General features: G+C 41.3%; 12 protein-coding genes. 6 read left to right on the plus strand and 6 right to left on the minus strand.

Annotated elements, in window-relative coordinates; translation table 11 throughout:
- Positions 1–8: 8 nt before the first annotated feature.
- The 6 genes from HS960_RS22500 to HS960_RS22525 all read left to right on the plus strand — a co-directional run bounded on the left by HS960_RS22500 (position 9) and on the right by HS960_RS22525 (position 9,235).
- Positions 9–1,184, plus strand: a complete 1,176-nt coding sequence (locus HS960_RS22500; RefSeq protein WP_088163166.1) for an acetyl-CoA C-acyltransferase — start codon at positions 9–11, stop codon at positions 1,182–1,184.
- 133 nt (positions 1,185–1,317) lie between these two features.
- Positions 1,318–3,099: an acyl-CoA dehydrogenase family protein gene (locus HS960_RS22505; protein ID WP_153844322.1), complete on the plus strand. Its 1,782-nt coding sequence runs from the start codon at positions 1,318–1,320 to the stop codon at positions 3,097–3,099.
- A gap of 122 nt (positions 3,100–3,221) precedes the next feature.
- Positions 3,222–4,478, plus strand: a complete 1,257-nt coding sequence (locus HS960_RS22510) for a YeiH family protein (RefSeq protein ID WP_153844321.1) — start codon at positions 3,222–3,224, stop codon at positions 4,476–4,478.
- A 769-nt stretch (positions 4,479–5,247) separates the two neighbouring features.
- The gene (locus HS960_RS22515) at positions 5,248–7,845 is read left to right on the plus strand and encodes a TonB-dependent receptor (protein ID WP_159727406.1); all 2,598 of its coding nucleotides are present in this window, start codon (positions 5,248–5,250) and stop codon (positions 7,843–7,845) included.
- A 144-nt stretch (positions 7,846–7,989) separates the two neighbouring features.
- Positions 7,990–8,538 (plus strand): RNA polymerase sigma factor, encoded by a 549-nt coding sequence (locus tag HS960_RS22520; protein WP_075994424.1) that lies wholly within the window; start codon positions 7,990–7,992, stop codon positions 8,536–8,538.
- Positions 8,528–9,235, plus strand: coding sequence for an energy transducer TonB (locus HS960_RS22525; RefSeq protein WP_182330664.1), 708 nt, complete (start codon positions 8,528–8,530; stop codon positions 9,233–9,235). Before HS960_RS22520 ends, HS960_RS22525 begins: the two co-directional genes overlap by 11 nt.
- A 77-nt stretch (positions 9,236–9,312) precedes the next feature.
- Here HS960_RS22525 and HS960_RS22530 read toward each other — a convergent pair whose 3' ends face one another.
- From HS960_RS22530 to HS960_RS22555, 6 genes are all read right to left on the minus strand, one after another.
- Positions 9,313–12,486 (minus strand): TonB-dependent receptor, encoded by a 3,174-nt coding sequence (locus tag HS960_RS22530; protein WP_182330665.1) that lies wholly within the window; start codon positions 12,484–12,486, stop codon positions 9,313–9,315.
- A gap of 210 nt (positions 12,487–12,696) precedes the next feature.
- A complete protein-coding gene (locus HS960_RS22535) occupies positions 12,697–13,260 on the minus strand; it encodes a nitroreductase family protein (RefSeq protein WP_227550060.1) in 564 nt (187 codons plus the stop codon).
- A 17-nt stretch (positions 13,261–13,277) separates the two neighbouring features.
- Positions 13,278–14,540: a peptidase T gene (gene pepT, locus HS960_RS22540; RefSeq protein ID WP_182330666.1), complete on the minus strand. Its 1,263-nt coding sequence runs from the start codon at positions 14,538–14,540 to the stop codon at positions 13,278–13,280.
- Between the two features lie 348 nt (positions 14,541–14,888).
- Positions 14,889–15,707 carry a DUF4197 domain-containing protein gene (locus HS960_RS22545; RefSeq protein WP_227550059.1) on the minus strand — a complete coding sequence of 273 codons (819 nt, stop codon included), beginning with the start codon at positions 15,705–15,707 and terminating at the stop codon, positions 14,889–14,891.
- A 229-nt stretch (positions 15,708–15,936) separates the two neighbouring features.
- Positions 15,937–16,773, minus strand: coding sequence for an endonuclease/exonuclease/phosphatase family protein (locus HS960_RS22550; protein ID WP_075994419.1), 837 nt, complete (start codon positions 16,771–16,773; stop codon positions 15,937–15,939).
- A gap of 102 nt (positions 16,774–16,875) precedes the next feature.
- A complete protein-coding gene (locus HS960_RS22555; protein ID WP_182330667.1) occupies positions 16,876–17,643 on the minus strand; it encodes a glycerophosphodiester phosphodiesterase in 768 nt (255 codons plus the stop codon).
- Positions 17,644–17,741: the final 98 nt, after the last annotated feature.

Genomic DNA, 17,741 nt, shown 5'->3' on the forward strand with positions numbered 1-17,741 from the left:
TAAAAATAATGGAAGCATATATAGTAGCAGGATTTCGTACAGCAGTAGGCAAAGCGCCGCGGGGAGTATTTCGCTTTATGCGGGCGGATGATTTAGCCACGGATGTTATTAAACATCTTGTATCCACTGTGCCAAATTTAAATAAAGAAGATATAGATGATGTCATCGTTGGGAATGCCATGCCGGAAGCGGAGCAGGGACTCAATATGGCACGTTTCATTTCACTGATGGGATTAGACACGGATAAGGTCCCGGGAGTAACCGTTAATCGATACTGCGCTTCAGGTTTGGAGACTATTGCAACAGCGGTAGCAAAGATCAAGACTGGGATGGCCGATGTTATTATTGCCGGTGGGGTAGAGGTGATGTCCGGAATGCCCTTTGGAGGTTGGAAAATTGTGCCTAATCCTGTCGTGGCAAAAGAACATCCAGATTGGTATTGGGGTATGGGATTGACTGCCGAAGCTGTGGCCAAAGATTACAATGTCTCACGTGAAGATCAGGATGCTTTTGCACTTAAGTCAAATCAAAAGGCAGTTGCAGCTATTCAAAATGGTCATTTGAAAGATGGTATCGTACCTATCACCGTAAAAGAAAATTATTTGAAGGACGGCAAGATTGCAACGCGTGAATATGTCGTTGATACGGATGAAGGTCCTCGAGCCGATACTTCCCTGGAAGCTTTAGGGAAATTAAAACCAGTTTTTGCAGCGAATGGTTCCGTGACAGCAGGGAATTCCTCACAAACTTCTGATGGGGCTGCATTTGTCTTGGTGATGTCTGAAGCAAAAGTGAAAGAGCTTGGTGTAAAACCTATAGCAAAGCTCGTTAGTTTTGCTGTAGCAGGTGTTCCGCCCCGCATTATGGGTATCGGACCTATCTATGCCATACCCAAGGCTTTGGCAAGAGCCGGTCTTAAAAAGGAAGATATTGACCTCTTTGAGCTGAATGAAGCTTTCGCCTCTCAATCGCTAGCCGTTATTCGTGAACTTGGATTAGACGAAGAGAAAGTAAATGTCAATGGCGGTGCCATCGCTTTAGGGCATCCACTTGGATGTACAGGAGCTAAATTGACGGTCCAAGTCTTAAACGAGTTAAAACGCAGAGGCAAAAAATACGGCATGGTGACGATGTGTGTCGGAACTGGTCAGGGAGCTGCTGGTATTTTTGAGTTATTGGATTAAAATTAGCCGCTAAGAATAGCAATATAAACGAAATATGGATCTCTGATCTCATAACGCATAGAAGTATTTAAAAATTGTGGACAGCATCATCACTAAGCAGTGATTTGCTGGTCCATATAAATCTAAAAAGACAATGGGTGAAAATAAAGCAATTAAAGGCGGAGAGTTCGTGATTAGAGAGACTCCCTATACAGCCGTTTTTATTCCGGAAGAATTTGATGAAGAAGCCAAAATGATTCGTCAGACCTGCTTGGATTTCTTGGATACAGAAGTATTGAACAAGCTGGACCGTATCGATGCGCAAGAAGAAGGACTTATGCCTAGTTTGATGGATAAGGCTGGTGAACTGGGGATGTTGGGTGTTTCTATTCCCGAAGAATATGGTGGTTTCGGCAAGAATTTCAACACTTCTATGCTTGTTGCCGATGCAGTAGGTGGCGGGTTTTCTTTTGCTGTCGCATTGTCTGCTCATACGGGAATCGGTACGCTGCCTATTTTGTATTATGGTAATGATGCCCAAAAGGCAAAATATGTTCCAAAGCTTGCTACTGGTGAATGGAAGGCGTCGTATTGTTTGACAGAGCCCAATGCTGGATCGGACGCAAATTCGGGTCGTACTTCCGCAAAATTAAATGCCGAAGGGACACATTATTTGATCAACGGACAAAAAATGTGGATTACAAACGGTGGTTTTGCAGATATCTTTATCGTATTTGCAAAAATCGATGATGATAAAAACCTGACGGCATTTATTGTCGAGAAAGACTTTGGTGGCATCACGATGAATCCCGAAGAACATAAATTGGGTATTAAGGGATCTTCAACACGTCAGATCTTTTTCAATGATTGCGCCGTTCCTGTAGAGAATATGCTTTCTGATCGTGAAAATGGATTTAAGATTGCTGTAAATATCCTGAATATTGGTCGTATAAAACTGGGCGCCGCCACGATCGGTTCGGCACGTATGGTGATCAATCATGCGGTGCAGTATGCCAATGAACGTGTGCAGTTTAATCTGCCGATTTCTAAATTTGGCGCCATTCGTTATAAGCTGGCTGAGATGGCAACACGTTTGTTTGCTGTGGAGTCGGCATCATATCGTGCCGGTCAAAATATTGATGATGCCTACGATGCATTGATTGCTGGCGGTATGGATGAAGCTAAAGCAAAATTGAAGTCTGTGGAGCAGTTTGCAATTGAGTGCGCTATCATCAAAGTATGGTGTTCGGAGATGTTGGATTATGTGGTTGACGAAGGGGTACAGATTTATGGTGGAATGGGTTACTCGGCAGATGCGCCAATGGAACGCGCTTATCGGGATTCACGGATCAACAGGATCTTTGAAGGTACGAATGAAGTGAATCGATTGCTTGTCGTTGACATGCTGTTAAAACGGGCCATGAAAGGTGAATTGGATCTGATGGGACCTGCCCAAGCTGTAGCTGGAGAGCTTCTCGCTATTCCAGATTTTGGTGAAGAGGACGATGCGCCTTTCGCTGTAGAAAAGAAAATTGTGGCAAACCTTAAAAAAGCAGGGTTATTGATTGCGGGAGCAGCTGTGCAAAAATTGATGATGTCCCTTTCCAAAGAAGAGGAAATCCTCATGAATATTGCTGATATTATCGGGTATGTTTATATCACCGAGTCAGTCTTGTTGCGCGCAGAAAAATTGCTGCATACAGGATCTGATAAAGCAGACTATGCAAAAGATATGGCTAAGATCTACCTGTATGGTGCTATTGATAAAATCAGCGCCGCCGGTAAAGAAGCATTATATTCTTTTGGTGAAGGTGATGAACTGAATATGATGTTGGTTGGTTTGCGCAGATTCACGAAAGCACAGCCATTTAATGTGAAAGATGCACGTCAGCGAATCGCAAAGAAATTGATAGATGAGAATAAATATTGTTTTTGATTGGTAATAGATTATTGGTTTTGGTTAATGGCCGGAGAGAAATCTTCGGCCATTTTTGTGTTACAATCCTAAAAAGTAACTGTAATTATGCTACATTTAACCTTTTAAACCCTAACCATTATATGACATCTTCAAGATCATTTACATTTACAGAGGACTGGGTAGTCGTCATTTTGGGGATTGCTACCATATTTCTCGCACTCTCAGGAATTGTTGCGCCAGTACCTAGTTTTTCGTGGAGTAATTCCGCCGAACTCGTCGCAACGGTTTTCGACCCGACAAATTTAATGAAGCTTTTTGAGCAGTTTATTTTTGTATTCGTTACCGCGATATTGGGCGCCTTTCTTTTGGGGAAATCTGTGAAACATTTATTCGTTGTATTTCCTGTTGTATTTATCCTTACCGTATTTGCATTGGTGCTGGCAGGAAATGCAACGGTTAAAGAATATAATCTCGAAGCTGTAATTTTTAGTTTGATTATCGGTTTAATCATCAGTAATTGCTTTAAACTGCCTAATTGGTTTAAAGAGGCGCTCAGTACAGAGCTGTATGTCAAGATAGGCCTAATTCTGCTCGGAACTACCGTGATCTTTGGGGATATCCTGAAAGCGGGATCCTTGGGGCTTATTCAAGCACTGGCTGTCGTATTGTCTGTTTGGTACTTTGCTTTCTGGATCTGTAAAAAGTTAAAGATTGACAAGGAGATGTCCCTAATGCTGTCGAGTGCAGTATCTATTTGTGGTGTTTCCGCAGCAATAGCAACTTCGGGAGCAATTAAAGGCGATAGCAAAAAACTCTCCTATGTAATTTCACTGGTCCTTATTACAGCGATTCCAATGATGATTTTCATGCCTTATATGGCGGAGTGGATGGGCTTGTCGCAAGAGGTTACCGGTGCTTGGCTCGGCGGGAGTATTGATACAACAGGAGCTGTCGTGGCGTCGGGCTCCCTCGTAGGTGAAGAAGCGTTGAAAATCAGTACCATTGTGAAATTCTCCCAAAACGTATTGTTGGGGCTTGCTGCTTTTGCTATCAGTATTTATTGGACTTATGCGAAATCTGTAGATGACGAAACCAAGCGGGATAAACCTACGCTAAAAATTATATGGGAACGTTTCCCAAAGTTTGTGTTGGGATTTGTATTTGCATCGTTGCTCTTTTCATTCGTGATATCTCCTGAGAAGATTGATGCGGTCAAAGGAAGTTTGAAAAACTTACAGGGCCTCTGGTTTACCTTGGCATTTACATCCATTGGCTTGGAAACGAACTTTAAGGATCTATTTGCTCAAGATAACAAGAAGCCACTATATGCTTTTCTGATTGCCCAGACTTTTAATGTTATTATTACCTTATTGATTGCATTGGTACTATTTCGCTAAAAAGGTAAGTGTTTCAATGTGAAACAGATCGTTATATTGACTGTGAGAAAGGCTGTCCGAAAAGGACGGCCTTTTTTATGCTTTTCCATCAAGGGTTTATGAGTACCGTTTTTTTTCAGATTCGTAGCACAGATCTTCGTTTTTTATAAAATTGCTTTGCTTCTTGATTTTCGCTGGATTGTTGGTGTGTAGGATGGTTGTCTTCGTGATTTTTTTCATGCTGAAAGAAATTCGAAGCGCTTTTTATTTGCTTTAAGTGTCTTAAAATTAAGGTTTAATGGTTTTAAAAAAAATATCATTAAATCTATCAAATTAGTAGTCTTTTAAAAAATATTTATATATTTGTATCGTTATCTGATTTACAGGTAAATAGGAAGGCGAGCAAAAAGGACTGACTTGATTATGAATCGAACTAGCCATGAAATTGATTTTATAAAAAAGACATGTGATTAAAGTTGTTTGAGATTGCCGCCTGATAAGTGCATAAATTGATTCGTTTATGCAGCAGGAAATAAAAGAAAATAACAAGATAAAAAGAATGAAACAAAATTACTCTCCAAAAACAAGTTTATTGGTTGCTTCGGTAGAAGGATCTGTTGTTACCCTAAAAAGTGACAAGAAACGAATGTGTTGTTAAAATTTCTCTCTTACACTCTCTTATATTAGAAAAGGGAAGCCGAGGCTTCCCTTTTACAAAGTTTTAACAATGAAGCAAGTATCGATTGGCGTTGGCACTTGTTTTAGATTCACCATTAAACTGAATAAATTTATGAAAAAAAATGCTATTTTTCGAATTAGCGTCATTTTTAGCTTGCTTTTAACAGGTTCTTACCATACCTACGCGCAAGTAGAAAATCCTAAACCTATTATAAATGCCTCGTTAACAGGTACCGTAATTGACGCCGTAACAAAAGAGCCTCTGCAAGGCGTAACGGTTCAGTTGGAGGCCGTTACACACCAGGTGAAAACCGACAGTAAAGGTGTTTTCCAGTTTGTAACTGGACAAAAATTGCCATTTTCATTGATTGTATCCATTGTTGGTTATCAAACCCGTCATATCGTTGTAGACCATTCTCCGGCAGTGATTGAACTTACACCACGATTGGAAGCATTGGATCAAGTAGTGGTCACTGCACGCCGTCGTAAGGAACAGTTACAGGATGTTCCGATTCCCATATCGATTATTCGTGGCGCTGCATTGGAGGATGCAGGGGCATTTAATGTCAATCGACTAAAAGAGCTTGTACCTACAGTTCAGTTATATGCATCGAATGCACGTAATACGACGCTTAATATCCGGGGACTGGGCTCAACTTATGGCCTCACCAATGATGGTATCGATCCTGGTGTAGGATTTTATCTTGATGGTGTATATATTGCCCGTCCTGCCGCGACTTGGCTAGACTTTATTGATATCGACCAGATAGAGGTACTGCGTGGACCCCAAGGTACACTCTTTGGAAAGAACACAACAGCAGGTGCATTCAATATAACCTCACGTTTACCACAATTCACACCAGAGGCCAATGTGGAAGTCAGTTACGGAAACCAAGGTTTTATTCAGGCGAAGACTTCAATCTCAGGGCCATTGGCCAAAAACCTGGCTGCGAGAGCTTCTTTCTCTGGCACACAACGGGATGGAAACCTGTTTAATGTACATACCAATAGGAAGATCAATGATATCAACAACCTGGGCTTTAGAGGGCAATTGCTGTTTACCCCGACCGAAAATATCAAACTGGTGCTTTCTGGGGACGTGTCATCACAAAAGCCTGATGGTTACGGTTGGGCGGTTGCCGGAGTTGTAAAAACACAGCGTGCGGACTACAGACAATTTGATGCAATTATTAAAGATCTTGGCTACGAGTTGCCCTATAAAAGTGCCTTCGAGCGTAAGATAGATTTGGATACACAGTCCAAAGCTGATAATAAATTGGGTGGTGTCGCATTGAATGCCGATATCAAGATTGGAGAAGGGACACTGACCTCAACTTCTGCGTGGCGGACATGGACATGGGTTCCGCTCAATGACCGCGATTACTTAGGACTTCCGGTATACACCGTTTCAGCAGGTAATTCCGTCCATAATCAGTGGTCACAGGAATTCAGATACTCCGGAAAAATCAGTGAAAAGGTCAGCGGAGTTGTCGGACTATTTGGTCTGTGGCAGGATCTAGGCACCGATCCCGTACATACTGAAGAAACCGGATCTTCATTCTGGCGGTTTCAAAAAAGCTCTACCAGTGCTTTGTGGCAAACACCGGGATTATTTGACAATTTTGGAATCAAGACCGTTTACGGAATTAAGAGTACAAGCTTGGCAGCCTATACACAGATTGATTGGGCTGTGACACCAAAATTACACATCCTCCCAGGGCTGCGCTACAACTACGATAAAAAGGTGGCTAACTACGATAGGCAGACCTATGGTGGTTTGCAGACGTCAGACCCGGCACTGCTAGCCTTAAAGAACGGTGTATATACCAATCAGACTTTTGATATCAATGCGGATGCCGATAATTTCTCAGGTCAGCTATCGGCAAGATATCGTTTCAATCCGAAGATAAATGCTTATGCAACGTATTCCATCAGCTATAAACCTGTCGGTATCAACGTTGGTGGATTGCCGACTGCCAATGGAGCAGTGTTGCTGGATCTCGCCGAAGTAAAACCTGAGGCTGTACGTCATAAGGAAATTGGTGTTAAGACAAATCCAACGCGCAATTCACTCCTCAATCTGACCGTCTACCAAACGGATATCAAAGACTATCAGACCCAAGTGCAGACTCCTGAACCTGGGGTGAACCGTGGTTATCTGGCCAATGCGGAAAAGGTGCGTGTAAAAGGTGTTGAATTGGATGGAAATATCAACATCGGACATTTTCTCCGATTGAATGGAGCGCTAGCCTATACAGATGCCAAGTATGTCAAATTTACCAATGCACCTGTCCCTTTAGAAGAGGTTGGCGGAGCTCAGGCTTTTAAAGATATCTCTGGCGGCGTCCTTCCTGGTGTTTCCAAATGGTCTTGGTCGCTGGGTGGTGAAGCGAATAAAAGCGGTAAGCTGATCGGGATTAATGGATCTTACTTTTTGGGCGCAGACCTATTTCACCGCTCTAAATTTTCATCCAGTTCTTCCCCCTCACAATACCTAAATATTGATGCCTATTCGGTATTGAACGCCAGGTTAGGATTCAGGGGATCGAATGGTATTTCGGTGTTTGTGTGGAGTAGAAATCTAACAAATAAAGATTACTACGAACAGTTGCTGGCGGCGCCTGGAAGTTATGGGCAATACGCAGGTGTAGTTGCCGATCCAAGGACTTACGGCGTTACACTGCGATACAATTGGAAACAAGGAAATTAAATCCGTAATTCATATTATATTCTTATCGACCGTCTCCATTTCATCATGGGGACGGTTTTTCTTTTTTCGGTAATTTTCAATAGCTCCTTTTTTTATATATGGAAATTTGTATATTAAATCATCATTAAGGTGAATGATTTGCGCATGAACGAAAAAGAGCTTTTACAACACTATAAAACAAGCGGTGACTTGTCTACACTGGGGAAACTATATTCGCCCTATATGTCTTTGCTTTATGGTGTGTGCTTTAAATACTTACAGGATCCCGATCGTAGTCAGGATGCTGTGATGCAGATATTTGAAGAACTGATACCGAAGCTTCGTCAATATGAAGTCGATAATTTTAAGAGCTGGTTACACGTTTACAGTAAAAATTATTGCCTTATGCAATTACGTAAGGATAAGCGGACGACGCAGGTTGATATTGAAAACAATTTGTTTGAAAGCGAACAAAAGCTAAATGATACCAGTGAAGCGAAGTGGGAAGAAAAAGATTTCGAGAAACTGGAAGGCTGTATGCAAACTTTAAATCGCGAGCAAGAGGAATGTGTACGTTTGTTTTATCTCGAGCAAAAATGTTATAAAGATATTGCAGATTTGACTGGGTATGACTTGAATAAGGTCAAAAGTGCTATTCAAAATGGAAAGCGCAATCTGAAAATCTGTATGGAAAGGAAAGAAAATGGAAAATAATTATCAATTATCAAGGATCCATAATTACATCCATGGTTTGATGAGTAAGGAGGAGATGTTTCAGTTGGAACGTGAAGCGTTGGAAGATCCCTTTTTACAAGATGCCATCGATGGTTACCGATTGCAAAATGGTGTGGATGCCCGGCAATTGAGCCTCTTACAACAGCGCCTCAATCGTAGGGTGGAAGATACTGTTGCAACAAGACACGCCCAGTATTTCACATGGCAGCGTTTGGCCATAGGTGCTACCGCAGGTGTACTGTTTGTGACTTTATTGGCCCTGCTATATTTTAAACATTTTAGCGGTAAAGCTGAGCGTACAACGGATGTAGAATTAAGTGAACCTGAAAATAGGGTATCTGTTCAACCTTTGCTGGACGGGGGGGATGCAACACCCCGTGAAGGATGGAAAATTTTTGAACAGTACCTCAATCAGAAGTCGGTAGCGCCTGCAGGAGGTGGCGAAATTATTGTCAATTTTACGATCGACAAAAATGGAGTGCCCACTAATATTAGTGCCGAAGGGCAACCCGATCAGTCACTCTTTAATGAAACGGTTCGCCTTCTACAGAATGGACCAAAATGGCAGGGAACAAAAGGACGTTTAAAGATTGTTTTCCCCGTCAAAGCGGGAAATAATCCAGCACAAGCAGCTGTCATTAAACCTCCGCATTGTTTTGGAATTGAAAAAAAATAAAAGTGATCTGATAAAAAGCAGCGAGCCATTTCCTATGAAAGAAATGGCTCGCTGCTTTTTTATATGGTCTGAATTACTTAAAATGCATATCTCAGACCCAATTGTACTTGATAAGGATTACCATTTAAGTTAGATACGCCAACGCCTGAACTCATATTGTAAACATATTGTTGATTCGCTGCATCGAAGCTTTTGATGGCATATAGATTCTGTTTACCCAGATTGTGTCCTACACCCCAAGTTTTTTTCAAAAGGTTGGCTACATTGAAAATGTCTATCGAAGCTTCAATGCCATGTTTCTTGTAAACTTTTAGATTTTTGGCCAAGTGCAAGTCAAATACGCCGTAAAAACCGTTGATGCCACCGTTACGTTCAGCTATGCGGTCGAGGTTTCCATTGATGTATTTTTTGATGCTCTGCTCTGCATTTGGATCATCTAAAATAGCTTGAATGCCGGTTTTGATGTAATCGGGTGTGTTTTTGTTATTTGGATCGTATACGAAGGCAAGATCGTTGGAATTTACAAAATCACCGTTGACATTACCATTGACCGCTAAAGAATAGCGTGTTCCTGCAATTCCGCTGAAACGTAAACCCATAGATACACCCCATAACGATGGCATGGTACCATAAAAGACGACTTTATGGCGGAATTGATTGTCCGAATATGTCATCGTACTCAAGTCGCGTGGATCATCTTTGACCATTAGGGAAAGAGTGGCAGAGTTGGCAACATTACCGTTATAGGAGGTATTGTCTTTGGTATCGTTCCAGGTGTAAGACATCGTGATCTGACCGTCTTTATAATAACGATAAGTTCCGTCCAGTACAACGGTGTAAGAATTGTTTTTCCCTTCGCTGTTCATTTCCAGTACGCGGCCTATTTGTTTGGTTTTACGGCTATTGGTCCAGTTGGCGGCACCATTTGTCGTGTTGATGCTCGATGCTGGAACATACACCCCACGGTTACCTTCGGCAGTCAACCTAAAGTAAGGGTCCTCCACCATATTGCGATCTACATACATATAATTGTTGCGTCCCCAAGTTCCGTAAGCACTTAACCCGATACGTAACGAAGGTGTGAAAAAGTGATTGATGGAAATATTGGCTTTATATACCGTCGGCACTTTCACATCCTTGCTATTGGTATTGATGGTGACAAGTTTTTCGATCTTTGGGTTGTCCAACAATTCACGTCCCGGAGCTGTATCGGGATCCTTGCGATATCCTGCAAAATTTGGCTTGGGAATTAAGGTCGGGTCAGTAATATCTACACCGGCAATGCGTGAACCATCAAACAACATATTGTTTAACATAGAATAGGGGTTGAGGGCCGAACCGAATATACCAGCGCCAAAACGGATGATATTTTTCTTTTCTTCATTGATATCCCAGTTGAACTGCACACGCGGCTGTATCTGAAAAGTATTGATCCCATTATCGGTCGAGAGACCCAGTTCGTCATAGACCGTTTGGTTGAATGTTGCCTTCTTTAGGTATTTCGTGTTGTCCAGACGTAGGCCGCCGACAACATCAAGACCTCTTGCGATTTTAGCTTCCATCTGTCCATAAAGACCTACAGCCAGATTGTTGACCAAGGTGTTTTCTTTGTCGGTCATATATACATCACGGGCATAGCGATAAGGAGTCAGGTTGTCGAAATTTTGTAAACCGGTAAAATAAAAACGGCCATTCATTTCGCTGCCGTAGCGGAAGTCCATGTTGGTATACATGACATCTGCACCAAAGGTATATTTGATTTTATCTGTATTATAATATAGGTTGTTGACCAATTGTAACATATTTCCATTAAACCATTCTGGCGCATAACGCTGACCACCAAGCTGTATTGAATTGGTATATTTATTTGTACCGTCTACAGATTGAACGGATTCGACGATCGCACGCGGAATACTGTGTGATTGATCAAATCCAGCAACATTATGTTGTGCTTCTGAACGTTCATAGAAATGTTGTACTTTCAAGTCGTTGGTCAGTTTGGAGTTGATAGACGTACGCAAGGAGGCCATTAGGCTATTGTTTATGTACCTTCTGTTGGTATAGGATTCAAAAGCATTGATCCCTGTATTGTCTCCTTCCTGTTGATTGTCCATATCGTAGACAAAGTTGTTACGAATTGTCAATAGGTTTTTATCGTTCAATTGCCAGTCAATGCGGGCAAAGGCAGCATCGGTCTTTTTCTTTTTGTCGAAAGAGCCAAACAGACGATCGGCGCTAGCGCCATATTTGCCCACAGCAATGTGGGTAAATTCATCTAAAGTAGTCTGCGTTACTTTGTAACGTGCAATATCTTCCGTTGTTTGAATATCAGCGATCTGAAGTGGGCGGGTATCCATCTGTCGGTCCCAGGTTACAAAGAAATGGGCTTTGTCCTTGATGATTGGCCCACCAAGTGAGAATCCATATTGATAGGTGGAGAATTTTTGTTTACGTGCCGTTCCATTAAGGTTGTACTTGCTCGAAAGCCATCCCGCGCGTGCAAAAGTGAACGCACTTCCTGTTAAAGTATTTGTACCTGATTTGGTTACTGTGGTAATACTCCCGCCACCGCTGCGGCCGAACGTAACATCGTAGTCGTTGGTCACTACCTTGAATTCGCGAATCGCTTCCATGGAGATTGAATAGGCCCCACCACTGTTCCCGCCAGCAACTGTACTGCGTGAATTCATGCCGTCTACTGTAAAATTGGTCGAAGATGCTCGTTGTCCAGCTAGATTTGTTCCACTGCTGACAGGTGATAAATCAATTAGCGAGGAGAAATTACGTCCATTTACAGGCATTTTTTTGAGATCATTAGCCGTAATAGCTGTAGATGCCCCCAATGTCTTGATCTTGTTTTTTAAATCAGCTGCAGTTCCTTGAACGATCACTTCATCCAATTTATTTTCAGCTGATGATAAGGTGAAATCCACATTGAGCTCGTCACCATAGCTTAATTTATAGTCGGTCTTTTTTTGTTCTGCATAGCCAACATGGTTTACCGATATGCTGTATGGCGAGCCTAAAGGTAATTGTGGAAAGGTATAGATACCGTTTTGGTTCGTCAGTGTTGTTTGTTTAAACCCGGTAGATTCATTTTTTACTGATACGGACGTTCCTTTTACAGGGCCATTGTTGTCCATGATACGGCCTGTAATGGTTGCTTCAGTACCCTGAGCCCAGCTGTTGGTTGGAATTTGAAAAAATGTAATGATGGTTAATGAGATTAACCAAATGATCTGTCTTTGCATAATAATTTCACTTTTTAGTTGATTAGTGTCTGTCACAAGTATGTTGCGAAATTATCCCTGCAAGATTGTTAAATGGTTAAGGGCTCATTATTAAATATTTAATAAAAATGGATTTAGGTTGCCTATTGCGTATAATTAATTAACCTATACACAGAGCGGGCGACTCGGAAGAATCCGAGCCGCCCGCTCTGTGTATAAAGATGAGAGGATTTACTCTTCCCAACGAATTTTATCTGCAATGGGTGTACGGATAGGTTCACGCGCCTCAGATTGGTGGTGTCCTAAGTAGAATAGACCAATACATTTTTGATTTTCTTCGAGATTTAAGAAACCACCCAAGTGATTGATTAAACCTGGAGTCGCCCAGTATCCACCGATATTTAGCGAGTGTGCAGCCAACCACATGTTTTCAACAGCAGCAGCCGTACAAGCCAATTCTTCCCATTCAGGAACTTCGCCCGTATAATTGACAACAATCGCAATGGCAACGTTTGACTGTGTTGCTTTTTTGCCCATTGTTATTTCAGTTGCTTCAGTATATTTCTCTGTAGGTGTTACTGACTTGTAGATACGTGATAATTCGGTGCCTAAACGTTCTAATCCCTCTTTGCGGAAGATCACAAAACGCCAAGGTTGTGTTCTTTTGTGTGTTGGAGCAGCATTGGCCGCTTCCAAGATACTCAAGATATCTTCTTTACTGACTTCTTCTTCAGTAAAGGAAGCTTGAAATACGGATCTTCTGTAGTGTATTGCTTTTAATACGTCGTTTTTCATTATAATTTATTTTTCCTTTATGCTTTTTCTTCCCATAAAGATACAACATGCAAAATTGTTTTGACGGCTTTTTCCATATCTTGTACAGCTACCCACTCTTGTTTTCCGTGGAAAGCATGCCCTCCAGCAAAAATATTTGGACAAGGTAAGCCCATAAACGAAAGACGGGAGCCATCTGTTCCACCGCGGATACTTCTTCTTTCGGCCACCATTCCTGCACGGTTGATGGCTTCCATACCGATTTCCATAATTTCAGGATGCTGATCCAGCACCTCTTTCATATTACGGTATTGTTCTTTTACGACAAAAGTATAGGTGCAGTTTGGATATTGTTCCACAATCGATTTTGCGATGCCTTCCAGTTCATCTTCATGTTTCTTTAGATTGGCTGTAACGTGGTCGCGTACGATAAATTGAATTTCAGCTTTTTCCACAGATCCACTGATATGAACAGGGTGTACAAAGCCGTCTTTTTTGTTGGTGCTTTCAGGTGAAAGTCGATCTTGTGGTAGTGCATCAATTACCGCACTGGCGATTTTGATGGCACTTTGCATTTTACCCTTAGCAAAGCCCGGATGTACGGATACTCCATGAATAGTTAATGTAGCTCCATCCGCTGAAAATGTTTCATCCTCAATGGTTCCGGCTCTTTCGCCATCCATTGTATAAGCAAAATCTGCTGCTAAACGTTTCAAATCTGCTTTATCAACACCTCTACCAATCTCCTCATCTGGTGTGAAAAGAATTTTGATATCACCATGTTTGATTTCAGGATGTTTCATTAATAAACGGGCAGCATCCATGATTTCAGCCACACCTGCTTTGTCATCTGCACCCAACAAAGTGGTGCCACTCGCTGTAATGATATCATGGCCAATTTGATTGGCTAGATCGGGATGTTCGGCGTATTTGATGATAATACTCTTGTCGTCAGGAAGCATAAGATCCTGGCCCTGATAATTAGGATGAACCAGTGGTTTAACATCTTTTCCAGAAGAGTCCGGAGATGTATCCATATGAGAACAGAAGCAGATAACAGGAACTCGCTTTGCAGTATTGGATGGAATAGTTGCATAGATATATCCATTTTCATCCATTGCCGCGTCCGAAATACCCAATGCTAGCAACTCCGCTACAAGTAACTTTCCAAGGTTCTTTTGCTTTTCCGTAGAAGGACATGTTGGTGAATTTGCATCAGATTGTGTGTCAATCTGTACATAGCGTTGAAATCTTTCGGATACCGAAAAATCACTTATGTTGTTGATCTCAAATGTGCTCATTTTCTAATAGCCTTAATGTGATAAGGGTGGTCAAACTTAGATAAATTGCTTTTTATTTGCAATTTAATTTGGTTGCATTTACAAACAATTTGTCCCTACTCCATAGGTTTAATTCTATTTGTTAACAAACTGACAATAACTGAAACTCATAGGAGGGGATACGACCCTAATTCCCGCTGAAAGGAATGTATTGTTATCTATAATTTATTGCTACATACAATGTGCTGTAACGCTTTTGAACAGTAAAGTTTTACCCATAGCTATGTGAGCAGAAATCTTGGATGATCCCACATAAAAAAAAAGGACCTATCAAATCGTTGACAGGTCCTTTTTTAAGTGTATCGTTCTCTATTTCTTTTCGTCTGCGTAACCAAATACTTTCTGTAAAATATTGGTATTTCTACTGCCGCCTATGTTCTGTCTAATTTTTGACTCTTGGTCGGCAACTTTGATGAAAAGACCGTCTATTGCTTTCTGCGTAACGTAGGCAGTAAGATTTGTCTCCACTTTATTGCCTAATGGAAGGTTGTTATAAGCTGAGGTCAATTGTGTCCAATACTGGTCCACATTGTTTGTACCCATGGCAGATTTGATAACTGGACTAAATTTGTTCGTTAACTCTGTCGATGTATTTGTTTTAAAAAACGTTGTCGCGGCGTCTTCTTTGCTGCCTAGAAGAATATTGGTCGCATCTGTAATTGTCATCTTTGAAAGTGCATTGACAAATACGGGGGCAGCCTCTTTAACGGCTCCCTCAGCAGCTCTGTTCATGCTCTGTATAAACTGATCGCATAATTTTCCCATACCGACAGCGCGAAGCGTTTTTTCTACTTTCTGTGCTTCGGCAGGCATCAAAATCTTTACTGCCGCATCACCCAAAAAGCCATCCTTCTTGGCTAAAGATTCGATACTCAGATTTAAACCATTGCTTAAAGCCTGTTTGATCCCCAATGAAGCATCTTTGTTGGATAAAGACGTCAAGGTATTGGATTTGGATGCTGTTGCTTTAGTATTTGATGTTGTGGTCGTTTTAGTACTGTCCGTCTGGCCCTGATTTGCTTTTGTCAATGTTTCACTGATTTTCTTAAAAATCTGCGCTTCACTTGCATTGGAATAAAGTAGTCCTGAGACAAATAGTGTGCAATATAATAGTGGAAATTTCATCATGTTATTGTTTTGCTGTCAAAATTAAACATATCGACTGTTAATTTATGTGAAAGTTTAAAGCAATTGCTAGGAACCATAGCTATTGTCAAGAATCGTAGCAGATGCGCTACAGCGTGCTGAATCGCTATCCCTGATGCGGTGTAAATAAAAAGCTGTCCCAAAAAATAAAACAGCAGATTCTAAGCGAACCTGCTGTTTGTGTTATAGGGTTGTTGTAATTAACCTGATATTATTTCCAGGAGAGCGTCGTTGCTACTGGAAAGTGATCTGAGGGGAATTTATTCATATACGTGTCCGTCAGGATACCATATTTTTTAACCTGGAAAGGTTTGGTAATAAAAATATGATCAATGCGGCCTGTTGGTCTGATGCTTTTGCCCCAGCCATTGAAGGAAGAATTGGGTTCATATTTGAATGTTGCCAGTTCATGTACGTCAGTGACTACTTTGCTATTGGCTAATGTGAAATAAGCCTCATCTTTTTCATCCACATTGAAGTCGCCGGTTAAAATCAAAGGTAGGTCTTTGGCAAACTCTTTTGCTTTTTCTAGAATCAACTTGGCACTCTCGGTGCGTGCAGTACGGCCGATATGGTCAAAGTGCGTGTTCATGAAGATGAAGCGTTTTTTGTTGGCCTTGTCTTCAAAAATACCCCAGGTACAGATCCGCGGTAGTGCTGCATCCCAGCCTTTATTCGGGTGTTCGGTATCTGTTGCTGAAAGCCAGAAAGTTCCGCTCTTTATTGCTTTAAAGCGATTTGTATTGTAATAAATAGCCGAGTGCTCGCCCTCTTGTGCACCATCGTCGCGACCAACACCCACGTAATCAAATCCAGGAAGGAGCTTTTTAAGATCTTGAACCTGATCAAAAAAACCTTCTTGGATACCAAAGATATCAAAGCCATGGTATTTAATCAGATTGGTTAGCGGAACTTTACGGTCGTTCCACATGTTGTCAACATCGACGGTATTTCTTTGACGGATATTATAGCTGGCTGCAATAAATTCCTGTGCATAAGACAGAAAGGATAGACAGAGCGCTAAAGCGAGAATAATACTTTTTTTCATTTAGAATCTAGTTTTTAAAAAGGTACTGAAACGGTCACGCTCATCAAGTCGGCCTGATAAGTGGTCAACTGATTAGGAACCATGACTATTTCAACGGTATTGTTATTTCTTTAACACACGGAGCAACAATTCAGGTTCGTCAGTTGTAATAAAATCAATTTTCTGATTAATTAGATTGGTCATTTCCTCTTCTGTGTTTACTGTCCACGCATTCACTTTCATGCCAAGTTGATGTGCATCTTTCAGCCATGTCGCATTCTTTTTGAAAACCGAAAAGTGATAATCCAAACCATTTATTCCCGCAGCCTTCACCTCAGCAGGAGTTTTGTCACCTGTGAGGTATTGAATATTGGCCTTAGGCGCCAGTTCGTGAATCTTCTGACAAGCCTCAAAGCTAAAGGAAATATAATCAGTGACTTTCTCTGCCTTTAAGTTTTTAACCATTTCCACCGTTTTTGCTGTCGCTTCAAGTGTACGCTCTACGCCGAGTTTATTGATTTTCAATTCAAGGATAAGACGTAAACCTTTCAATTTTTTTCCAGCGTTAAGATATTCTTCCAAGGTGGGAATAGATTCACCGTTAGGATGCTTCTTTTCTAAGAGCTCCTTGTACGTTGCTGTGGCAATATCGATACCATAGAAATCATTATCGTGGTTGACCACAAGAATATTATCTTTGGTCAAATGCACATCAAATTCGGATCCGAAGAGCTTAAGGTCGTGGGCTGCTGTTAAAGAAGCAATAGAATTTTGCGGAAGATGGCTGTTTTTCCATACGCCACGATGCGCAATGGCTTTAGTTTGTGCAAATAATGCCGAAGATGAGATCACCATGGCTAGTGTCAGACAGCTAAAAATATGTTTTTTCATGTGATAATTATGTATGAGTGTTTGTTTTCAACGGCATAATTTGCACGTTTCACTCGTTGATTTATTCCTATTCTATTTCTCTTTTTGGGCATTTATAT

This window comes from Sphingobacterium paramultivorum, from assembly GCF_014109745.1.
GTDB lineage: Bacteria > Bacteroidota > Bacteroidia > Sphingobacteriales > Sphingobacteriaceae > Sphingobacterium > Sphingobacterium paramultivorum.